This window comes from Pseudomonas sp. S3_B11, assembly GCF_054667715.1.
Map to the genome: position 1 here is coordinate 6529751 of NZ_CP162749.1, position 19083 is coordinate 6548833.

Consider the following 19083-nt stretch of genomic DNA (forward strand, 5'->3'; position numbering starts at 1 on the left):
ACTATGCAACGCTATTCGGGCTTCGGCCTCTTCAAACACTCTCTCAGCCATCACGAAAACTGGCAGCGGATGTGGCGCACGCCGACCCCGAAAAAGGTCTATGACGTGGTCATCGTCGGCGGTGGCGGGCATGGCCTGGCAACCGCCTACTACCTGGCCAAGGAGCACGGCATCACCAACGTGGCCGTGGTCGAGAAGGGCTGGTTGGGCGGCGGTAACACCGCGCGCAACACCACCATCGTGCGCTCCAACTACCTGTGGGACGAATCGGCCCACCTGTACGAACACGCGATGAAACTCTGGGAAGGTCTGTCCCAGGACCTGAACTACAACGTGATGTTCTCCCAGCGTGGCGTCTACAACCTGTGCCATACCCTGCAGGACATCCGTGATTCCGAGCGTCGTGTCAGCGCCAACCGCCTCAATGGCGTGGACGGCGAGCTGCTCAACGCCAAGCAAGTGGCCGACGAGATCCCATACCTGGATTGCTCGAAGAACACCCGTTACCCGGTGATGGGCGCCACCGTCCAGCGTCGCGGCGGCGTGGCCCGTCACGATGCCGTGGCCTGGGGCTTTGCCCGGGCGGCGGACGCGTTGGGCGTGGACCTGATCCAGCAGACCGAAGTGATCGGTTTCCGCAAGGAAAACGGCGTGTGCATCGGCGTGGAAACCAACAAGGGCTTCATCGGCGCCAAGCGTGTCGGCGTGGTGACCGCTGGTAACTCCGGACACATGGCCAAGCTCGCGGGCTTCCGCCTGCCGATCGAATCCCACCCGCTGCAAGCGCTGGTGTCGGAGCCGATCAAGCCGATTATCGACAGCGTGATCATGTCCAACGCCGTGCACGGCTACATCAGCCAGTCCGACAAGGGCGACCTGGTGATCGGCGCCGGTATCGACGGCTACAACGGCTACGGCCAGCGTGGTTCGTACCCGGTGATCGAACACACCATCCAGGCCATCGTCGAAATGTTCCCGGTGCTCTCGCGGGTGCGCATGAACCGTCAGTGGGGCGGCATCGTCGACACCACGCCGGACGCCTGCCCGATCATCTCCAAGACCCCGGTGCCGAACATGTTCTTCAACTGCGGTTGGGGCACCGGCGGCTTCAAGGCAACACCGGGCTCGGGCAACGTCTTCGCTGCAAGCCTGGCCAAGGGTGAAATGCATCCGCTGGCCGCGCCGTTTTCCATCGACCGTTTCCACAACGGCGCACTGATCGACGAACACGGCGCTGCTGCCGTCGCCCACTAACAGGAGAAATCCCTATGTTGCACATCTTCTGTCCTCACTGCGGCGAACTGCGCTCCGAAGAGGAATTCCATGCATCCGGCCAGGCGCATATCCCGCGTCCACTGGATCCGAACGCTTGCACCGACGAACAGTGGGGCGACTACATGTTCTTCCGTGACAACCCGCGCGGGTTGCACCATGAGCTGTGGGATCACGTCGCCGGTTGCCGCCAGTACTTCAACGTGACCCGCGACACCGTGACCTACGAGATTCTCGAAACCTACAAGATCGGCCAAAAGCCGCAATTCACCGACAAGGCTGACAGTCCGAAAGCGGCCGCACAGGCTCTGGGAGAGAAGGTATGAGCCAGATCAATCGCCTGTCCAACGGTGGACGGATCGACCGCAACAAAGCGCTGAGCTTCACCTTCAACGGCCAGACCTACAAAGGCTTCGAGGGCGATTCCCTGGCTGCTGCGCTGCTGGCCAACGGCGTCGACATCATTGGCCGCAGCTTCAAGTATTCGCGTCCTCGCGGCATCTTCGCCGCCGGTGCCGAAGAGCCGAACGCCGTGCTGCAGATCGGTGCCACCGAAGCCACGCAAATTCCTAACGTGCGCGCCACGCAACAGGCGCTGTACCAGGGTCTGGTCGCCACCAGCACCAACGGCTGGCCGAACGTGAACAACGACATGATGGGCATTCTCGGCAAGGTCGGCGGCAAACTGATGCCGCCGGGCTTCTACTACAAAACCTTCATGTACCCGCAATCGTTCTGGATGACCTACGAGAAGTACATCCGCAAGGCTGCCGGCCTGGGTCGCTCGCCGACCGAGAACGATCCGGACACCTACGACTACATGAACCGCCACTGCGACGTGCTGATCGTCGGCGCTGGCCCTGCCGGCCTGGCCGCCGCACTGGCCGCGGCCCGCAGCGGTGCGCGCGTCATCCTGGCCGATGAGCAGGAAGAGTTCGGCGGCAGCCTGCTCGACTCCCGCGAGAGCCTCGACGGCAAGCCTGCGATCGAATGGGTCGCTGCGGCGGTGGCTGAACTGCGCTCGATGCCAGAAGTGGTGTTGCTGCCTCGCGCCACGGTGAACGGTTACCACGACCATAACTTCTTGACCATCCATGAGCGCCTTACCGACCACCTCGGTGATCGAGCGCCCATCGGCCAGGTTCGCCAGCGCATCAACCGCGTCCGCGCCAAGCGCGTGGTCCTGGCGACCGGCGCCTGCGAGCGTCCGCTGGTCTACGGCAACAACGACGTGCCGGGCAACATGCTGGCCGGTGCGGTGTCCACCTACGTGCGTCGCTACGGCGTGGCACCGGGCAAGAAACTGGTGCTGAGCACCAACAACGACCATGCCTATCGCGTGGCCCTGGACTGGTTCGACGCCGGCCTGCAAGTGGTGGCCGTTGCCGATGCGCGCAGCAACCCGCGTGGTGCGCTGGTGGAAGAAGCCCGCGCCAAGGGCATTCGCATCCTCACCGGCAGCGCCGTGATCGAGGCCCGCGGCAGCAAGCGCGTCACCGGGGCACGTGTTGCCGCGATCGACGTCCGTGCCCACAAAGTCACCAGCCCCGGCGAATGGCTGGACTGCGATCTGGTAGCCAGTTCCGGCGGCTACAGCCCGGTGGTTCACCTGGCTTCGCACCTGGGCGGCAAGCCGATCTGGCGTGAAGATATCCTCGGTTTCGTACCGGGCGAAGCACCGCAAAAGCGCGTGTGCGTCGGTGGAGTGAACGGTGTCTACAGCCTCGGTGATAGCTTGGCCGATGGTTTCGAAGGCGGCGTGCGCGCGGCCAACGAAGCCGGCTTCAAGGCAGTGGAGGGCGTGTTGCCCAAAGCCCTGAGCCGTCACGAAGAGCCAACCCTGGCGCTGTTCCAGGTGCCCCACGAAAAATCCACTGCACGGGCGCCGAAGCAATTTGTCGACCTGCAAAACGACGTCACCGCCGCCGCCATCGAACTCGCCACCCGCGAAGGCTTCGAGTCGGTGGAACACGTCAAGCGCTACACCGCACTGGGCTTCGGTACCGACCAGGGCAAGCTGGGCAACGTCAACGGCCTGGCCATCGCGGCACGTTCGCTGAACGTGAGCATCCCGCAGATGGGCACCACCATGTTCCGTCCGAACTACACGCCGGTAACCTTCGGCGCGGTGGCTGGCCGGCACTGTGGGCACATCTTCGAGCCGGTGCGTTACACCGCACTGCATGCCTGGCATGTGAAGAACGGTGCCGAGTTCGAAGACGTCGGCCAGTGGAAGCGCCCTTGGTACTTCCCGAAGAACGGTGAAGATCTGCATGCCGCGGTCAAGCGCGAATGCAAGGCCGTGCGCGACAGCGTTGGCCTGCTGGACGCCTCCACCCTGGGCAAGATCGACATCCAGGGCCCGGACGCCCGCGAGTTCCTCAACCGCGTCTACACCAACGCCTGGACCAAGCTCGACGTGGGCAAGGCCCGCTACGGTCTGATGTGCAAGGAAGACGGCATGGTCTTCGACGACGGCGTGACAGCCTGTCTGGCGGACAACCACTTCCTGATGACCACCACCACGGGTGGCGCGGCGCGCGTGCTGCAATGGCTGGAGATCTATCACCAGACCGAATGGCCGGACCTGAAGGTGTACTTCACCTCGGTCACCGACCACTGGGCGACCATGACCCTGTCGGGCCCCAACAGCCGCAAGCTGCTGAGCGACGTCACCGACATCGACCTGGACAAGGACGCTTTCCCGTTCATGACCTGGAAGGAAGGCCTGGTGGGCGGCGTGCCGGCGCGGGTGTTCCGGATCTCGTTCACCGGTGAGCTGTCGTACGAAATCAACGTGCAGGCCGACTACGCCATGGGCGTGCTCGAGCAGATCGTCGAGGCGGGCAAGAAGTACAACCTGACCCCGTATGGCACCGAGACCATGCACGTATTGCGGGCCGAGAAGGGCTTCATCATCGTCGGTCAGGACACTGACAGCTCGATGACCCCGGACGACCTGAACATGGGCTGGTGTGTAGGGCGGACCAAGCCGTTCTCGTGGATCGGCTGGCGCGGCATGAATCGCGAAGATTGCGTGCGTGAAGACCGCAAGCAACTGGTGGGCCTCAAGCCGATCGACCCGAATGTCTGGCTGCCGGAAGGCGCGCAACTGGTGTTCAACACCAAGCAGGCGATCCCGATGACCATGGTTGGCCACGTGACCTCCAGCTATGCCCACAACTCCCTGGGTTACTCATTTGCCATGGGTGTGGTCAGGGGCGGCCTCAAGCGGATGGGCGAGCGGGTGTTCGCGCCATTGGCCGACGGCAGCGTGATCGAGGCAGAGATCGTTTCTTCGGTGTTCTTCGATCCGAAAGGGGATCGGCAGAATATTTGATACCTGATCGTTCCCACGCTCTGCGTGGGAATGCATCCCGGGACGCTCCGCGTCCCAAAAGCGGACGCAGAGCGTCCATGGCGGCATTCCCACGCAGAGCGTGGGAACGATCAATCTACGAGACAGGTGCTCCATATGACCGCAGTCAACGTGTACCAACAACGCCCAACCACCGGGGCCAAGGCCGAGTCGTCGCTGCACCATGCCGACCTCGCCAGCCTGGTGGGCAAGGGCCGCAAGAACGCCGGTGTGACCGTGCGCGAGAAAAAACTCCTGGGTCACCTGACCCTTCGTGGCGACGGTCACGACCCGGCGTTCGCCGCCGGTGTGCACAAGGCCCTGGGCCTGGAATTGCCAGGTGCGCTGACCGTCATCGTCAAGGGTGAAACCAGCCTGCAATGGCTTGGCCCGGATGAATGGCTGCTGGTGGTGCCCACTGGCGAAGAATTCACCGCCGAGCAGAAGCTGCGCGAAGCCCTGGGCGAGCTGCACATCCAGATCGTCAACGTCAGCGGCGGCCAGCAGATCCTCGAACTGTCCGGCCCGAACGTGCGCGACGTGCTGATGAAGTCCACCAGCTATGACGTTCACCCAAGCAACTTCCCGGTGGGCAAGGCCGTGGGCACGGTGTTCGCCAAGTCGCAACTGGTGATCCGCCACACGGGCGAAGACACCTGGGAACTGGTGATCCGCCGCAGCTTCTCGGATTACTGGTGGCTGTGGTTGCAGGATGCCGCGGCTGAGTATGGCTTGAGCGTGCAGGCCTGAAACACTGCAGTCCTTGTGGAAGCAAAACTGTGGGAGCAAAGCTTGCTCGCGATGCAGGCGCTTGAGTTCCAGATAGACCGCGTTGTTTTTATCGCGAGCAAGCTTTGCTCCCACAGATAAATCCTCCGCCACAGGTTCTGTGTCCGGCGGGGGGTTATCCATAACAAACAGGAGTCACCGCAATGAGCCGCGCCCCAGACACATGGATCTTGACTGCCGACTGCCCCAGCGTGCTCGGCACGGTGGACGCGGTGACCCGCTTTCTGTTCGAGCAGGGCTGCTACGTCACCGAGCACCACTCCTTCGACGACCGGCTCTCGGGACGCTTCTTCATTCGCGTGGAGTTTCGCCAACCGGAAGGTTTTGACGAGCAGAATTTCCGTTCCGGCCTGGCCGAGCGTGCCGAAGCCTTCGGCATGGTTTTCGAACTGACGCCGCCCAACTACCGGCCCAAAGTGGTGATCATGGTCTCCAAGGCCGATCACTGCCTCAACGACTTGCTCTACCGCCAGCGCATCGGCCAGTTGTCCATGGACGTGGTGGCTGTGGTGTCCAATCACCCCGACCTCAAGCCGCTGGCCGACTGGCACCAGATTCCCTACTACCATTTCCCCCTGGACCCGAACGACAAGCCTTCCCAGGAGCGGCAGGTGTGGCAGGTGATCGAAGACACCGGCGCCGAACTGGTGATCCTTGCGCGCTACATGCAAGTGTTGTCGCCGGAGCTGTGTCGCAAGCTCGACGGCAAGGCGATCAACATCCACCACTCGCTGCTGCCGGGTTTCAAGGGCGCCAAGCCGTATCACCAGGCCTACAACAAAGGCGTGAAGCTGGTGGGCGCCACGGCGCACTACATCAACAACGACCTGGACGAAGGTCCGATCATCGCCCAGGGCGTGGAAGTGGTGGACCACAGCCACTATCCCGAAGACCTGATCGCCAAGGGCCGGGACATCGAAGGGCTCACCCTGGCCCGGGCCGTGGGGTATCACATCGAACGAAGGGTGTTCTTGAACGCCAATCGCACTGTCGTTCTTTAGACCGACATCGCGAGCAAGCTCGCTCCCACAGGGAGTACGCGATCAACTGTGGGAGCGAGCTTGCTCGCGATGAGGCCCTTACAGACAACAAAGAAACAAAGACACAAGCACTAACCCGAGCAATCAACGCGCTGCCTGCCTGGGCAACGCAGTTCCACAAAAACAACAGCGAGGTGAAAGCATGTCTGGTAATCGTGGTGTCGTGTATCTCGGCAACGGCAAGGTCGAAGTACAGAAAATCGACTATCCAAAAATGCAGGACCCGCGCGGCAGGAAGATTGAGCACGGTGTCATCCTGCGCGTGGTCTCCACCAACATCTGCGGCTCCGACCAGCACATGGTGCGCGGCCGTACCACTGCCCAGACTGGTCTGGTCCTGGGTCACGAAATCACTGGTGAAGTGATCGAAAAGGGCAGCGACGTCGAGAACCTGAAAATCGGTGATCTGGTGTCGGTGCCGTTCAACGTGGCTTGCGGGCGCTGCCGTTCCTGCAAGGAGCAACACACCGGTGTCTGCCTGACCGTCAACCCGGCCCGTGCCGGCGGTGCCTACGGTTACGTGGACATGGGCGACTGGACCGGCGGCCAGGCCGAATACGTGCTGGTGCCGTACGCCGACTTCAACCTGCTGAAACTGCCGGACCGCGACAAGGCCATGGAGAAAATCCGCGACCTGACCTGCCTGTCCGACATCCTGCCGACCGGCTACCACGGCGCTGTCACCGCCGGCGTTGGCCCTGGCAGCACTGTCTACATCGCTGGTGCTGGCCCGGTTGGCCTGGCGGCCGCTGCTTCCGCTCGCCTACTGGGTGCAGCAGTGGTGATCATTGGCGACGTCAACCCGGTCCGCCTGGCGCACGCCAAGGCCCAGGGTTTCGAAATCGCCGACCTGTCCCAGGACACCCCGTTGCACGAACAGATCGCCGCGCTGCTGGGCGAGCCTGAGGTCGATTGCGCCGTCGATGCGGTAGGCTTTGAAGCCCGCGGCCATGGCCATGACGGCGTCAAGCACGAAGCCCCGGCCACCGTACTCAACTCGCTGATGGGCGTGGTCCGTGTAGCCGGCAAGATCGGCATCCCTGGCCTCTACGTCACCGAAGACCCGGGCGCTGTCGATGCGGCGGCGAAAATGGGCAGCCTGAGCATTCGCTTCGGCTTGGGCTGGGCTAAATCCCACAGCTTCCACACCGGCCAGACCCCGGTGATGAAGTACAACCGCCAACTGATGCAGGCGATCATGTGGGACCGTATCAACATTGCTGAAATCGTCGGCGTGCAGGTCATCAGCCTGGACGACGCGCCGAAAGGCTACGGCGAGTTCGATGCGGGCGTGCCGAAGAAGTTTGTGATTGACCCGCACAAGTTGTTCAGTGCGGCGTAAGCGGTAAAGGGCAAGACGGAAAAAAGGGCGACAGTGATGTCGCCCTTTTTTATTGGTTTGAAAACCTCATCCTGGCACTGATAGTGATAGCCCTGACCGATCGTTATTCCGGCGTCACTTTCGCGGCCTGCATGCCTTTGCCTCCCTTTTCGACTTCAAACGAAACGGTCTGCCGCTGTTTCAACGTTTTATAACCTTCGCCAGCTATTGCCGAATAATGAACGAACAATTCCTCGCCTCCTTTGCCGCAGGTAATGAAGCCATAGCCCTTTGCATCGTTAAACCATTTAACGGTTCCTTTGATTCGGTCGTTCATTTTTTATTGTCCTGCTTGCCCGAATGAAGAAAGGCACAGGGACTGTGGTTTGCCCAGAGCCTTGTTTTTCGCTGTCTCGGCTGGAGCTTAGAGTCGGCACCCGCAGTTGCCTACTGTCAGAGTTGACAGTAGGCAATACCGAGAAGAAATAACGGATTGTGCGTTGATAGTTGGATGACTGCCGCAGCTGTCATGCCATGGCTTGTGCCTGCAAGCGTCGACCGATCACGTCCAGCACATCGCAGCCACCGCGCAACGGAATCGTCCGTAGGAGCTGTCGAGTGAAACGAGGTTGCGATCTTTTCCCAGACACTTGAGTCTCAAGCGAAAGATCAAGAGATCGCAGGCTTCGCCAGCTCCTACAGGGCAGATGCGGTCCCGACCCGTTCGCAGAATTCAGGGTAGAAACCTTTGGCGCTAGGGCCTTGGCAATAGGCTTGCGCCTGGGCCAGGACGTCGGCGCTGAAACTCAGGCTGCGAGGCATGCCGGCAAAGGTTTCATAGCCGCCTTGTTGGGTCTTGATGGCGTCGAACCCCCGCATGTCGTAGACCAGTTCCACGTCATCGTCGGCAAGCAGTCGCGCCTTGACCGTCACTTGCGTGTATTGCTTGCCCCCTGGTGAGCCATTGAGCGCTGCCAGGCCATGGCCGACAACGCGCAGCATGTGTGGGACCCAGGGCTCGCAGTCATCCGCGCAAGCACCTGGACGGTAAAGCACGGTCAGCGTTTGCTGGTCGCGGGTCACATCGGTGAGAGTCGGGTCGGAGCGCTTGATGCGGTGCTCGATGGTCAGCCAGGTCTTTTGTTCTTCGCTGGTGCCGTCGGCCAGTTCCGGATTCAATGGGCCACGCTGGCACTCGTTGACGCCCAGGACAATGAGCATGCCGGTCAGGATGACCACAAGGGTGGCGCCACCGATTTTTACGTTCATGGGCAAACTCTGTTGGAGGAAGCCGCACTGTACGGCAATGACGCAGGCGATGGCAGGGGGCGTTGAGCGGCGGTGCTGGAACCGTGACGCGGTTGCCATGACTGGCCGCAGATGCAATACGTCTTAGGGAACAATCCCCCTGGACCCCAGTCCAACGAACGCTTTACGCCGCTCTTTACGAGCGGCTTTTTCATGCTCAAGAGGAAGTTCCTGATGAAGGTTTCACGTGGTTTTGCTCTGTCTTGCCTGTTGACGCTGGCTGCCAGCCCGGCCTTCGCGCAGTTCAGCCTCAGTGATGCAGCCAATGTGGTATCGGCGATGCAGGGCAACCAAGGCGAGCAGGGCGAGGGCGCCGTGGCCGCCGCGCCGAAAGCCGCCGGGCTGCTCAACACCTTGGGATCGGAACTCAAGATCACGCCGGAACAGGCTATCGGCGGTGCCGGTGCGATGCTGGGGCTGGCGAAGAATCGGCTCAGCGAGCCGCAGTTTTCCGAATTGAGCAAAAGTGTGCCGGGGCTGGATCAGATTGCCGGAAACAGCGCCATCGGTGGGCTCAATGGCCTGGGTGGTTTGCTCGGCGGCGGGTCGGACAAAAATGCCTTGCTCGATGGCCTGCTGGGTAACGTCAAGGACACCGGCGACCTGAACAATGCCTTCAGTGCGCTGGGCATGGACAGCGGCATGATCGGCCAGTTTGCTCCGATCATTCTGCAGTACCTCGGCCAACAGGGTGTTGCCGGTTCGCTGCTGCAGAACCTGGGTGGTATTTGGGGCGCGGGTGCAGGCGTCTGATAGATAAAGGTGGCGACATCGAAAATCCGCCACGAAGCCCTTAAAAGCTCAAGCTGAAGCAGTCGGGTGTTGGCGCTTGGGCCTGAAGGTAATGCAGCGTGAGATGGATGCCACCCACTTTGCAGGTGAGAGTTACCCTGCTTAATGCTTGTTCCTCTTCGTCGGATTCATGGATCGCGAACTCGGCCTCGTTGAATTGTTCCACCGCTGGGTTGGCGGCCTGTATGAGGCGCGGTTGCTGCCATTCGCGATCATCCTGAATCTCTACCGTTTCATTATTGCCATGGCTGGGTGCCGCACTCGGGTGAGTGACTTCTGCGGCGTGGACATGACCGATTATCAGCAAGAGTATTCCAGAGCCGCCTGTCATGAAGTTTCCCATTGGCCTGCCTCCATATTCTGTGTCGGCGACATGTTTGCGGCTGTGCCTGGCCAGGGCTACTGTCAGGGTTGACAGTTTTTTATGTCGATTTGGAATAGAGGACAGGTCCAAAAAAAGCAGACCTCCCGCTTTAAGGTATTCATCCGCGGCGTTGCCTGTCAGAACGGTCAGGCAGTACTTCCCTCGCTGCGCAGGGCCGCGATGCGCCGGTCCTTTTCAGTCCATAGCTGGTTGACCCAGTCCTGCACGTGCTGGCGAAACACCGGGTCGTTTTCGTAGTCGCCTTGCCATAGCGTCGGGTCCAGTTCGCGGGTCTGGATGTCGATGATGACCCTGGGCACCGCGCCGCTGATCAAGTCCCAGAACCCGGGGATGCGCTCTTGCGGATAGACCACGGTCACGTCCAGCACCGCGTCCAGTTGCTCACCCATGGCTGCCAGTACGAACGCCACGCCCCCGGCCTTGGGCTTGAGCAGGTGGGTGAAAGGCGATTGCTGTTGTTGGCTCTTGGCGGCGGTGAAGCGGGTGCCTTCGAGGTAGTTGACCACGGTGACCGGCTGGCGCTTGAACAGTTCGCAGGCGGCCCTGGTGATTTCCAGGTCCTTGCCGGCCAGTTCCGGGTTCTTTGCCAGGAAAGCCTTGGTGTAGCGCTTCATGAAGGGGTAGTCCAGCGCCCACCAGGCCAATCCCAGGAACGGCACCCAGATCAGCTCTTTCTTGAGGAAGAACTTGAAGAACGGCGTACGCCGGTTGAGGGTCTGGACGAGGGCGGGGATGTCTACCCAGGATTGGTGATTGCTGATCACCAGGTAAGACGTATCGCCTCGCAGGTCCGCGCCGCCGCGGATGTCCCAGCGGGTGGGGATGCACAGGGCGAAGATCAGCTTGTCGATCTCGGCCCAGGTCTCGGCGATCCACATCACCGACCACGAGGCATAGTCGCGAAAGCGCCCGGGCAGAACCAGTTTGAGCACGGCGAACACCATCAACGGCCCGAACAGCACCAGGGTGTTGAGCAATAACAGCAGCGTGACGAAACAGCCGGTGAGCAGGCGGCGCATAGATGACTCTTGCAAACAGGTGGGCGGGCCATGATAAGCAAGCTTCGGGCGGCAGGCCAAATCGGTGTGGACGAAAGTTTCACCTTGGCCGGGGTAGGCTGGGCCACTGGTGCATGACCAACCGAACGAATCCGTCGGTCACGGTCTAAAAAACCACCCACACAGGAAGCCCTATTGCATGAAGTCTTTTCTCGCCCTGCTTTCCCTGGTGGCCCTTCCAGTGCTGGCCGCCGAGCCAACCCTGTACGGGCGCTACGAATACATCGCGCTGCCGGAAATCGGCGGCGAAGTGCTCAAGGCCAAGATGGACACCGGCGCCCTGACCGCCTCGCTGTCGGCCAAGGACATCGAGACCTTCACCCGCGACGGCGATGACTGGGTGCGGTTCCGCCTGGCGACCAAGGATGCGAGCAACAAGGTCTACGAGCACAAGATCGCGCGCATCAGCAAGATCAAGACCCGTTCCGAGGAAGATGAAGAAGACGACGAAAAGATCGCGCCCACCAAGCGCCCGGTGGTCGATCTGGAGTTGTGCCTGGGTAACGTCAAGCGCACGGTCGAGGTCAACCTGACGGACCGCAGCAGTTTCAATTACCCGTTGCTGATTGGCGCCAAGGCGTTGCGTGAGTTCGGGGCGGCGGTGAACCCGGCGCGGCGGTTTACGGCGGATAAGCCTGACTGCTGATTTCCCTGATTGACGTACTCCAAGGCTTGCGGCACCGTTCCGGCAACTTTACTGCCGGGCTCGCAAGCCATGCCTCATATCCTGATTGTCGAAGACGAAGCCGCCATCGCCGATACGCTGGTGTTTGCCCTGCAAGGGGAGGGGTTCGACACCACGTGGCTGAGCCTTGGTGCCGCGGCCCTTGAGCACCAGAAAAGCGCTCCGGCGGACCTGATCATTCTCGATGTGGGGCTGCCGGATATCAGCGGATTCGAGACTTGTAAAAATCTCAGACGTTTCAGCGACGTTCCGGTCATCTTTCTTACAGCCCGGGATGGCGAGATCGACCGGGTGGTGGGCCTGGAGATCGGTGCCGACGATTACGTGGTCAAACCCTTCAGCCCCCGCGAGGTGGCGGCCAGAGTCCGGGCGATTCTCAAGCGCATGGCGCCGCGTCCGGCGGCGGAGTCGAGCACGGCGCTGTTTCAGGTCGATGCCGACCGTGTGCAGATCAACTATCGCGGCAAACCGCTGAATCTCACCCGTCACGAGTTCCGCCTGCTCAATTGTCTACTGGAGCAACCTGAGCGGGTTTTCAGCCGCGAACAATTGCTCGATGCCCTGGGCGTGGCCAGCGATGCCGGCTACGAGCGCAGCATCGACAGCCACATCAAGAGCGTGCGCGCCAAGCTGCGCCTGGTCCGGGCCGAGGCCGAGCCGATCCAGACGCATCGGGGCCTGGGCTACAGCTACAGTCCGGGGCACAGCTGATGTCGCTGGGGATCCGGATTTTCCTGGTGTATGTGCTGTTTATCGCCTTGACCGGTTATTTCGTGCTCAACACGGTCATGGAGGAAATCCGCCCCGGCGTGCGCCAGTCCACCGAAGAAACCCTGGTGGACACGGCCAACCTGATGGCCGAGATCCTGCGGGACGATTTCAAGGCCGGCACCCTCAACCAGAATCGCTGGCCGCAGTTGCTCAAGGCCTACGGCGAGCGCCAGCCGGCGGCGACGATCTGGGGCTTGCCGAAAAACCAGGTCAGCCATCGCATCTATGTCACCGATGCCAGCGGCATCGTGGTGCTCGACTCCAGTGGCGTGGCGGTGGGCCAGGATTATTCGCGCTGGAACGACGTCTACCTGACCCTGCGCGGCCACTACGGCGCTCGCTCGACCCGCAGCATTGCCGATGATCCGACGTCTTCGGTGATGCACGTCGGCGCGCCGATCCGTGACAACGGCCGCATCATTGGGGTCGTCACCGTCGCCAAGCCCAACAGCTCATTGCAGCCTTATGTCGATCGCACCGAGCGGCGACTGCTGGCCTATGGCGCCGGGCTGGTGGCCCTGGGCCTGTTGCTCGGGGGCTTGTTGTCGTGGTGGCTCAGTGCGGCACTGCGGCGTTTGACGGCCTATGCCCAGGCGGTCAGCCAGGGACTTCGGGTGGAGGTGCCGCATTATCGCGGTGGCGAGTTCGAGCAACTGGCTGGCGCTGTGGAACACATGCGCACGCAACTGGAAGGCAAGGCTTACGTCGAGCGTTACGTGCATACGCTGACCCACGAACTCAAGAGCCCGCTGGCGGCGATTCGCGGTGCCGCCGAACTGCTGCAAAGCGACATGCCCGCCGCCCAGCACCAGCGCTTCGTCAATAACATCGACAACGAAAGTGTGCGCATGCAGCAGTTGATCGAACGGTTGCTCAACCTGGCCCAGATCGAGCAGCGCCAGGGGTTGGAAGAAGAAGTCGCGGTGCCGCTGGCGGCGTTGATGGACGAGTTGTTGGAAGCGCGTGGCGGCTGGATTGAAAGTCGCCAGTTGACGGTTGAGCAGCACATCGCTGCCGACCTGATACTAACCGGTGAGCCGTTCCTGTTGCGTCAGGCCTTGGGCAACCTGCTGGAAAACGCCCTGGACTTCACCCCCGTCAACGGCCGGCTACGTATCAGCGCCGAGCGCAGCGGGGATCGCGTCGAGATCCGCCTGTTCAATCAGGCCGCGCCGATTCCCGACTACGCGCTGCCACGCCTGAGCGAGCGCTTCTACTCCCTGCCGCGCCCAGACAGCGGCCGCAAGAGCACCGGGCTGGGGCTCAACTTCGTGGAGGAAGTGGTGCAGTTGCATGGGGGGCAATTCAGTATCGGCAATGTCGAGGGCGGGGTTGAGGTGGTGCTGAGGTTGCCGTGAGGGAATTTGCTTAAACTTGTTATTGATTAATTTACATAACCATTTTTTAGGTTTAATTTCCCCTCAGCACCGGCGAACGATTCAATAAACCTGTCAGCAAGCCATGCCTTACGGCGAGATGACTTTCGGTCGGCTGGTCCTATTCGTGGATACACAACCGGGAGCATGAGCATGGTGAGCCTCTGGCAAAAACTGCAGGCCAAGTTGTTGCGCGCCTTCGCCAAGAGAATGAAGGCGAAGTTTACCTATGACGCTGCATTGTTTCCGTTGCGCGCCGTTGTCGAGCAAACCATCCCGACCCCTTGGGGGGCTGCGCGGGCGCTGTTTTACTGGCCCCATTCGCAGTCCTCGGCGAAGCTGCCGGTGTACTTGAATTTCCATGGCGGTGGCTTTGTCGCCGGGACGCCCGAACACGACGACAGCTATTGCCGTCGACTGGCCCATAACCTGAACTGCCTGGTGGTCAATCTGGACTATGTGCTGGCGCCAGAGCACGCCTTCCCCGCAGGCCCGCGGCAGTGCTTCGCGGTGCTCGAATGGCTGGCCAGCGAAGCCGAAACGCTGGGCATCGATCCTCAGCGTCTCGCCGTTGGCGGCCATAGCGCCGGCGGCAATCTGGCCGCCGCCGTGGCGGGGCTGGCGCGAGGGCATCAAGCGTTGAAGGTGGTGCATCAGTTGATCGACTATGCGGCGCTGGATCTGCACCAGGACCCAGCCTTGAAGACGTCCACCAGTGCCCGGCCACTGCTCAATGCCGGCCTGATGCGCTTCTTCAACAGCTGCTACCTGAGCGATCCGGCACAAGCTCGCGATCCGTTGGCCTCACCCCTGTTGGCGCCGATCGAGGCACTGGCGGGGATGCCGCCAGCCACGGTGATCACGGCGCAATACGATATCCTGCGTGCCGAAGGCGAGGCCTACGCCGAGAAGTTGCGCCAGGCCGGCGTGCCGGTGCGCCAGCGAATGTTTGAAGGCTGCGACCATATGTTCACCCACCTGGGGCCGGACGAATCGGCCGAGGAGGCCTGGCAGATGATGGAGGACTCTCTGCGCGAGGCTTTCCAGACCGTGGATGACGCGGATGCCGGCGCTTCGGCGCAACGAGGCGAGGGCAGTCTCCACACAATCTCCACAATCGCTCCATAAGCCCAGCACACAGCCATCCCAGACTCTCCCTCATTCGAACAGGGAGAGCCCCACATGAACCGCAGTCTCGCCATAAAACTGGGCATGATCGCCCTACTGATTCTCTTGTTGATGATCCCTTTGTTGATGATCAACGGGCTCATCGATGAGCGCCAGGAACTGCGTGACGGTGTGCTGCAGGACATCGCCCGCAGCTCCAGCTACAGCCAGCAATTGATCGGGCCGATGATCGTGGTGCCGTTTCGCAAGAGCGTGAAGGTCTGGAATACCAACGAGAAGACCGGCGTGCGTTTCCTGGAAACCGTCGAGCGAGCGGGCGAGTTGTATTTTCTACCGGAGCAGTTTGAGCTCGACGGCCAAGTCCGCACCGAAACCCGGGCCCGGGGCATCTACGAAGCGCGGTTGTTCCATGCCGATAACCGGATCGATGGTCGCTTCAAGGTGCCTGAGCGCTACGGTGTAGCCGCCAAGGATTTCGCCGATTACCGCTTCGACGAGCCGTACATGAGTGTCGGCATCAGCGATATTCGCGGCATCGAGAATGCGCTGACCCTGACGCTGAACCAACAGACCGTCGACTTCCTGCCCGGCTCGCGACTCGGCTGGCTGGGGCAGGGTGTGCATGTGCCGCTGCCGATGATCACCGCCCAGGGCGGCCCTGAGCTGACCTTCGGTTTTGACCTGCGTCTGCAAGGCACTGGCGAGTTCCAGATTCTGCCAGTGGGCAAATCCACCAAGGTGCACCTGTCGGCCGACTGGCCGCATCCGAGCTTCATCGGCAACTACCTGCCCACCAATCGTGAGATCAATGAGCAGGGTTTCAGTGCCGACTGGCAGACGTCGTTTTTCTCCACCAACCTTCTGGAAACGCTGCAAGCCTGCGAACCGAGCGATAGTTGTGAAGCGTTCCGCAGTCGGGCCTTCGGGGTGAGTTTCATCGACCCGGTGGACCAGTACCTCAAGAGCGACCGGGCGATCAAATATGCGCTGCTGTTTGTCGCCCTGACCTTCGCCGGCTTCTTCCTCTTCGAGGTACTCAAGAGCCTGGCGGTGCACCCGGTCCAATACGCCTTGGTGGGCGTGGCGCTGGCATTCTTTTACCTGCTGCTGTTGTCGCTGTCGGAGCACATCGGCTTCACCCTGGCGTACCTGGTGTCGGCCAGCGCCTGTGTATTGCTGATCGGGTTCTATGTCTGCCATGTGCTGCGCAGCGTGAGCCACGGCCTGGGATTCTCGGCAGGGCTGGCGGGCTTGTACGGTTTGCTCTACGGCCTGTTGAGCGCCGAGGACTACGCGTTGTTGATGGGCTCGCTGTTGCTGTTCGGCCTGCTGGGCGTGTTCATGGTGCTGACCCGCAAGCTGGACTGGTACGGGGTCGGGGCGAAGCCGGCGGCGGCGATGAACTTCGATTTGGGAGAGGTGAAATGAGCCGGTCGCTGGGGTTGCGTGAGGATCAGCGGGTGCGCGAAGTGTTGGTGATGCGCATTGCTGGGTTGTTTCCGCTGGATCCGGTGCGCTGCTATCGTGAGCAAGCTCGCTCCCACAAAGAGCTCCACGGTCCCCTGTGGGAGCGAGCTTGCTCGCGATAAGGCCGGCACAGCTAACGCAAAGCTAAACCCTGGGCACCGTCTCAATCATCGAAGGCCGCAGACTGACCTCGGCAAACCACGCCGCCAGTTGCGGATTGGCTTTGCGCCATTCCAGGTCGGGATGGCGCAGGTCCAGGTAGCCCAAGGCGCAGGCCACGCTGATGGAGGCCACGTCGAAGTGGCAGGCCAGTTCGGCAATCGCTTCGGCTTCGAGCATGCCCAGGGCCCGGCGAATCTTGTCCCGTTGCGCATCGAGCCATTCGTCCCAGTGTTTTTCCACAGGGCGTAGCGCGGTTTCGTAGCGGATCATCACCGCCGCATCCATGATCCCATCGGCCAGGGAGGCCAGGGTCAGGCGCCGCCAGCGGGCCGCGCCGTCCCGGGGGATCAGCGGGTTGCCGACGTGCTGGTGATCGAGGTAGTCGAGGATGACGCGACTGTCATGGATCACCGTTCCGTTGGCCAGGCGCAGGGCCGGGATCTTGCTCAACGGGTTGTCATCGATCAGCACCCGGTCCGGCTTGACCGGCGAGAGCTGGCTGAGCTGCAACGCCACGCGGTCCTGCTGGCCGGTTTCGTGCAGCAGCACCAGGACCTTGCGAACGAAGGGCGAAGCGGGGTTGTGGAACAGCGTCATGCTGGGGGTGGACATGGCAACGTCTCGATCAGTGGGGCTTGCTGCGCAGCATGGCGCGTTCGTGCGACCGAGCCGAAGGGGCCCGGCCGCAAGGTGCCTCAGACGGCCGGTTGCAGTGCTTGCGGCTCGGACGACGGCGTTGCCGGTTGGTGTTTGAGCTCCCGGGCGACAGTCCAGACGATGAATGCGGCGATGACATCGAAGATTGCCAGCAGCACGAACAGTGGGCTGTAGCCGATCTTGGTCACCATGACGCCGAACAGCAGCGTGAAGGCGGCGGCGCCCAGGTAACCGAACATCCCGCCCATGCCGGTGGCGGTGGCGACTTCATTCTTGCCGAACGAATCGGACGTGATGGCGTACAGCGCACCGGACAGGGTCTGATGGGCAAAGCCGCCGACGCACAGCAGGGCGATGGCGGTGTAAGGGCTGGCAACCAGGCCGATGCAGGCGGGGCCGATCATGCAGGACGCACCGAACAACAGGACCATTTTGCGCGAAGTAAACAGCGACACCTTGCAGTATTTATGGAAGAACGGGCTCAGGTAACCGCCCAGCACGCAACCCAGGTCGGCGGCCAGGAACGGCAGCCAGGCGAACATTGCGATTTCCTTGATGTTCATGTGCCGCTCGGTCATCAGGTACAGCGGGATCCAGGCGTTGAACGTTTGCCAGGCCGGCTCGGAGAGGATCCGGGCGCTGGCGATGGCGTAGAAGTTGCGGCTGGCGATGATGCGTTTCCAGCTGCCTTTCTTTGGCGTCGGGTCTTGGAAGTGAGCTTCCTGGCCGCTGAGGATATAATCACGCTCGGTGTCGCCCAGGAGCTTCTGGTCGCGCGGATGCTTGTAAAAGATCATCCAGAGTAACGTCCAGGCCACGCCCAGGCCGCCAACGATCAGGAACGCCAGCTCCCAGCCACTGTTCAGGATCGCCCAGACCACGAGCGGCGGAGCCAGTACGGCGCCGATTGAGGAACCGATGTTGAACCAGCCGATGGCCACCGAGCGTTCCCTGGCCGGGAACCATTCGGTAGAGGTCTTTACCGCAGCCGGCAGCCCGGCGGCTTCGGTCAGGCCCAGCAAACCCCGGAAAAACGCCAGGCCCTGCCAGCCCGATGCCATGGCCGCTGCGGCACAGGCGATGGACCAGGCGAACGCGAAAATGGCGAAACCCATCTTGGTGCCGATGGCGTCGATGATGTAGCCGGCCACCGGTTGCATCAACGCGTAGCAGATCTGCCAGGCCACGACGATGTGGGAATACTGCTCGGTGGAGATGTTCATTTCGCTCATCAGGGTGGGAGCGGCCACCGAGAGGGTATTGCGAGCCAGGTAGTTGACCATCAGGCCGGCCGTGACCAGGCCAACCATCCACCAGCGGATGCCTTTGATTTTCATTACTTCACCATCAATTATTTTTGGATTTGGCGTCGCATGCTGTGTTGTAGGTTGTCGTACAACAGGCGCACTTATAGAGGGTCAAGAATTAATTTGTCAACAAATATGTCAAAGGCTGTGCGGTTTGAAACAACCTGGCGTATCTGCGGTTGTCGTATGACGAGGAGAGAGGGTGCT

Annotated in this window: 18 protein-coding genes; 12 read left to right on the plus strand and 6 right to left on the minus strand. The window is 61.5% G+C overall.

Annotation, left to right across the window (positions count from 1 at the left end):
- The first annotated feature begins 3 nt into the window (after positions 1-3).
- The 6 genes from AB4O22_RS29260 to fdhA all read left to right on the plus strand — a co-directional run bounded on the left by AB4O22_RS29260 (position 4) and on the right by fdhA (position 7801).
- A complete protein-coding gene (locus tag AB4O22_RS29260; protein WP_003206307.1) occupies positions 4-1254 on the plus strand; it encodes a sarcosine oxidase subunit beta in 1251 nt (416 codons plus the stop codon).
- A 14-nt stretch (positions 1255-1268) separates the two neighbouring features.
- The gene (locus AB4O22_RS29265) at positions 1269-1598 is read left to right on the plus strand and encodes a sarcosine oxidase subunit delta (RefSeq protein WP_003206305.1); all 330 of its coding nucleotides are present in this window, start codon (positions 1269-1271) and stop codon (positions 1596-1598) included.
- Entirely contained in the window at positions 1595-4612 is a 3018-nt protein-coding gene (locus AB4O22_RS29270; protein ID WP_460095649.1) for a sarcosine oxidase subunit alpha, read from the plus strand. The genes AB4O22_RS29265 and AB4O22_RS29270 overlap by 4 nt, the downstream gene beginning before the upstream one ends.
- Before the next feature lie 135 nt (positions 4613-4747).
- Positions 4748-5380 carry a sarcosine oxidase subunit gamma gene (locus tag AB4O22_RS29275; RefSeq protein WP_028237469.1) on the plus strand — a complete coding sequence of 211 codons (633 nt, stop codon included), beginning with the start codon at positions 4748-4750 and terminating at the stop codon, positions 5378-5380.
- Between the two features lie 182 nt (positions 5381-5562).
- Complete coding sequence (gene purU, locus AB4O22_RS29280; RefSeq protein WP_003206299.1) at positions 5563-6420, plus strand: formyltetrahydrofolate deformylase; 858 nt, start codon at positions 5563-5565, stop codon at positions 6418-6420.
- A 181-nt stretch (positions 6421-6601) separates the two neighbouring features.
- A complete protein-coding gene (gene fdhA, locus AB4O22_RS29285; RefSeq protein ID WP_003206297.1) occupies positions 6602-7801 on the plus strand; it encodes a formaldehyde dehydrogenase, glutathione-independent in 1200 nt (399 codons plus the stop codon).
- Positions 7802-7904: 103 nt separating this feature from the next.
- On the opposite strand, the gene AB4O22_RS29290 is transcribed toward fdhA, so the two are convergent.
- Together AB4O22_RS29290 and AB4O22_RS29295 are read right to left on the minus strand one after the other, a co-directional pair.
- Positions 7905-8117, minus strand: coding sequence for a cold-shock protein (locus AB4O22_RS29290; protein WP_003206294.1), 213 nt, complete (start codon positions 8115-8117; stop codon positions 7905-7907).
- Between the two features lie 359 nt (positions 8118-8476).
- A complete protein-coding gene (locus AB4O22_RS29295; RefSeq protein ID WP_460095651.1) occupies positions 8477-9049 on the minus strand; it encodes a hypothetical protein in 573 nt (190 codons plus the stop codon).
- 213 nt (positions 9050-9262) lie between these two features.
- Here AB4O22_RS29295 and AB4O22_RS29300 point away from each other — a divergent pair, with 213 nt between their 5' ends.
- Positions 9263-9841 carry a DUF2780 domain-containing protein gene (locus AB4O22_RS29300; protein ID WP_223471444.1) on the plus strand — a complete coding sequence of 193 codons (579 nt, stop codon included), beginning with the start codon at positions 9263-9265 and terminating at the stop codon, positions 9839-9841.
- Between the two features lie 40 nt (positions 9842-9881).
- On the opposite strand, the gene AB4O22_RS29305 is transcribed toward AB4O22_RS29300, so the two are convergent.
- Positions 9882-10223 (minus strand): DUF3757 domain-containing protein, encoded by a 342-nt coding sequence (locus AB4O22_RS29305; protein WP_223471442.1) that lies wholly within the window; start codon positions 10221-10223, stop codon positions 9882-9884.
- Between the two features lie 167 nt (positions 10224-10390).
- Entirely contained in the window at positions 10391-11284 is an 894-nt protein-coding gene (locus AB4O22_RS29310; protein ID WP_003206284.1) for an acyltransferase, read from the minus strand.
- 178 nt (positions 11285-11462) lie between these two features.
- On the opposite strand from AB4O22_RS29310, the gene rloA2 reads away from it, so the two are divergent.
- From rloA2 to creD, 5 genes are all read left to right on the plus strand, one after another.
- Positions 11463-11969, plus strand: a complete 507-nt coding sequence (gene rloA2, locus AB4O22_RS29315; protein WP_057449669.1) for a retropepsin-like aspartic peptidase RloA2 — start codon at positions 11463-11465, stop codon at positions 11967-11969.
- 69 nt (positions 11970-12038) lie between these two features.
- Positions 12039-12719, plus strand: coding sequence for a two-component system response regulator CreB (creB, locus tag AB4O22_RS29320; protein ID WP_223471440.1), 681 nt, complete (start codon positions 12039-12041; stop codon positions 12717-12719).
- Positions 12719-14137 (plus strand): two-component system sensor histidine kinase CreC, encoded by a 1419-nt coding sequence (gene creC / locus AB4O22_RS29325; RefSeq protein WP_223471438.1) that lies wholly within the window; start codon positions 12719-12721, stop codon positions 14135-14137. The genes creB and creC overlap by 1 nt, the downstream gene beginning before the upstream one ends.
- 171 nt (positions 14138-14308) lie before the next feature.
- The gene (locus AB4O22_RS29330; protein ID WP_223471436.1) at positions 14309-15283 is read left to right on the plus strand and encodes an alpha/beta hydrolase; all 975 of its coding nucleotides are present in this window, start codon (positions 14309-14311) and stop codon (positions 15281-15283) included.
- 54 nt (positions 15284-15337) lie between these two features.
- On the plus strand, positions 15338-16711 hold the full coding sequence (gene creD, locus AB4O22_RS29335; protein WP_003206274.1) for a cell envelope integrity protein CreD: 1374 nt from the start codon (positions 15338-15340) through the stop codon (positions 16709-16711).
- A gap of 183 nt (positions 16712-16894) precedes the next feature.
- Here creD and AB4O22_RS29340 read toward each other — a convergent pair whose 3' ends face one another.
- Positions 16895-17524, minus strand: a complete 630-nt coding sequence (locus AB4O22_RS29340; protein WP_223471432.1) for a glutathione S-transferase — start codon at positions 17522-17524, stop codon at positions 16895-16897.
- Between the two features lie 83 nt (positions 17525-17607).
- Positions 17608-18906 carry an MFS transporter gene (locus tag AB4O22_RS29345; protein WP_460095653.1) on the minus strand — a complete coding sequence of 433 codons (1299 nt, stop codon included), beginning with the start codon at positions 18904-18906 and terminating at the stop codon, positions 17608-17610.
- Between the last annotated feature and the right edge of the window lie 177 nt (positions 18907-19083).

Excerpts from the sequence above, each read along its gene's own strand:
- AB4O22_RS29260 (WP_003206307.1), top strand. The coding sequence starts at position 4 with ATGCAACGCTATTCGGGCTTCGGCCTCTTCAAACACTCTCTCAGCCAT.
- AB4O22_RS29265 (WP_003206305.1), top strand. The coding sequence starts at position 1,269 with ATGTTGCACATCTTCTGTCCTCACTGCGGCGAACTGCGCTCCGAAGAG.
- AB4O22_RS29270 (WP_460095649.1), top strand. The coding sequence starts at position 1,595 with ATGAGCCAGATCAATCGCCTGTCCAACGGTGGACGGATCGACCGCAAC.
- AB4O22_RS29275 (WP_028237469.1), top strand. The coding sequence starts at position 4,748 with ATGACCGCAGTCAACGTGTACCAACAACGCCCAACCACCGGGGCCAAG.
- purU (WP_003206299.1), top strand. The coding sequence starts at position 5,563 with ATGAGCCGCGCCCCAGACACATGGATCTTGACTGCCGACTGCCCCAGC.
- fdhA (WP_003206297.1), top strand. The coding sequence starts at position 6,602 with ATGTCTGGTAATCGTGGTGTCGTGTATCTCGGCAACGGCAAGGTCGAA.
- AB4O22_RS29290 (WP_003206294.1), bottom strand. The coding sequence starts at position 8,117 with ATGAACGACCGAATCAAAGGAACCGTTAAATGGTTTAACGATGCAAAG.
- AB4O22_RS29295 (WP_460095651.1), bottom strand. The coding sequence starts at position 9,049 with ATGAACGTAAAAATCGGTGGCGCCACCCTTGTGGTCATCCTGACCGGC.
- AB4O22_RS29300 (WP_223471444.1), top strand. The coding sequence starts at position 9,263 with ATGAAGGTTTCACGTGGTTTTGCTCTGTCTTGCCTGTTGACGCTGGCT.
- AB4O22_RS29305 (WP_223471442.1), bottom strand. The coding sequence starts at position 10,223 with ATGGGAAACTTCATGACAGGCGGCTCTGGAATACTCTTGCTGATAATC.
- AB4O22_RS29310 (WP_003206284.1), bottom strand. The coding sequence starts at position 11,284 with ATGCGCCGCCTGCTCACCGGCTGTTTCGTCACGCTGCTGTTATTGCTC.
- rloA2 (WP_057449669.1), top strand. The coding sequence starts at position 11,463 with ATGAAGTCTTTTCTCGCCCTGCTTTCCCTGGTGGCCCTTCCAGTGCTG.
- creB (WP_223471440.1), top strand. The coding sequence starts at position 12,039 with ATGCCTCATATCCTGATTGTCGAAGACGAAGCCGCCATCGCCGATACG.
- creC (WP_223471438.1), top strand. The coding sequence starts at position 12,719 with ATGTCGCTGGGGATCCGGATTTTCCTGGTGTATGTGCTGTTTATCGCC.
- AB4O22_RS29330 (WP_223471436.1), top strand. The coding sequence starts at position 14,309 with ATGGTGAGCCTCTGGCAAAAACTGCAGGCCAAGTTGTTGCGCGCCTTC.
- creD (WP_003206274.1), top strand. The coding sequence starts at position 15,338 with ATGAACCGCAGTCTCGCCATAAAACTGGGCATGATCGCCCTACTGATT.
- AB4O22_RS29340 (WP_223471432.1), bottom strand. The coding sequence starts at position 17,524 with ATGTCCACCCCCAGCATGACGCTGTTCCACAACCCCGCTTCGCCCTTC.
- AB4O22_RS29345 (WP_460095653.1), bottom strand. The coding sequence starts at position 18,906 with ATGAAAATCAAAGGCATCCGCTGGTGGATGGTTGGCCTGGTCACGGCC.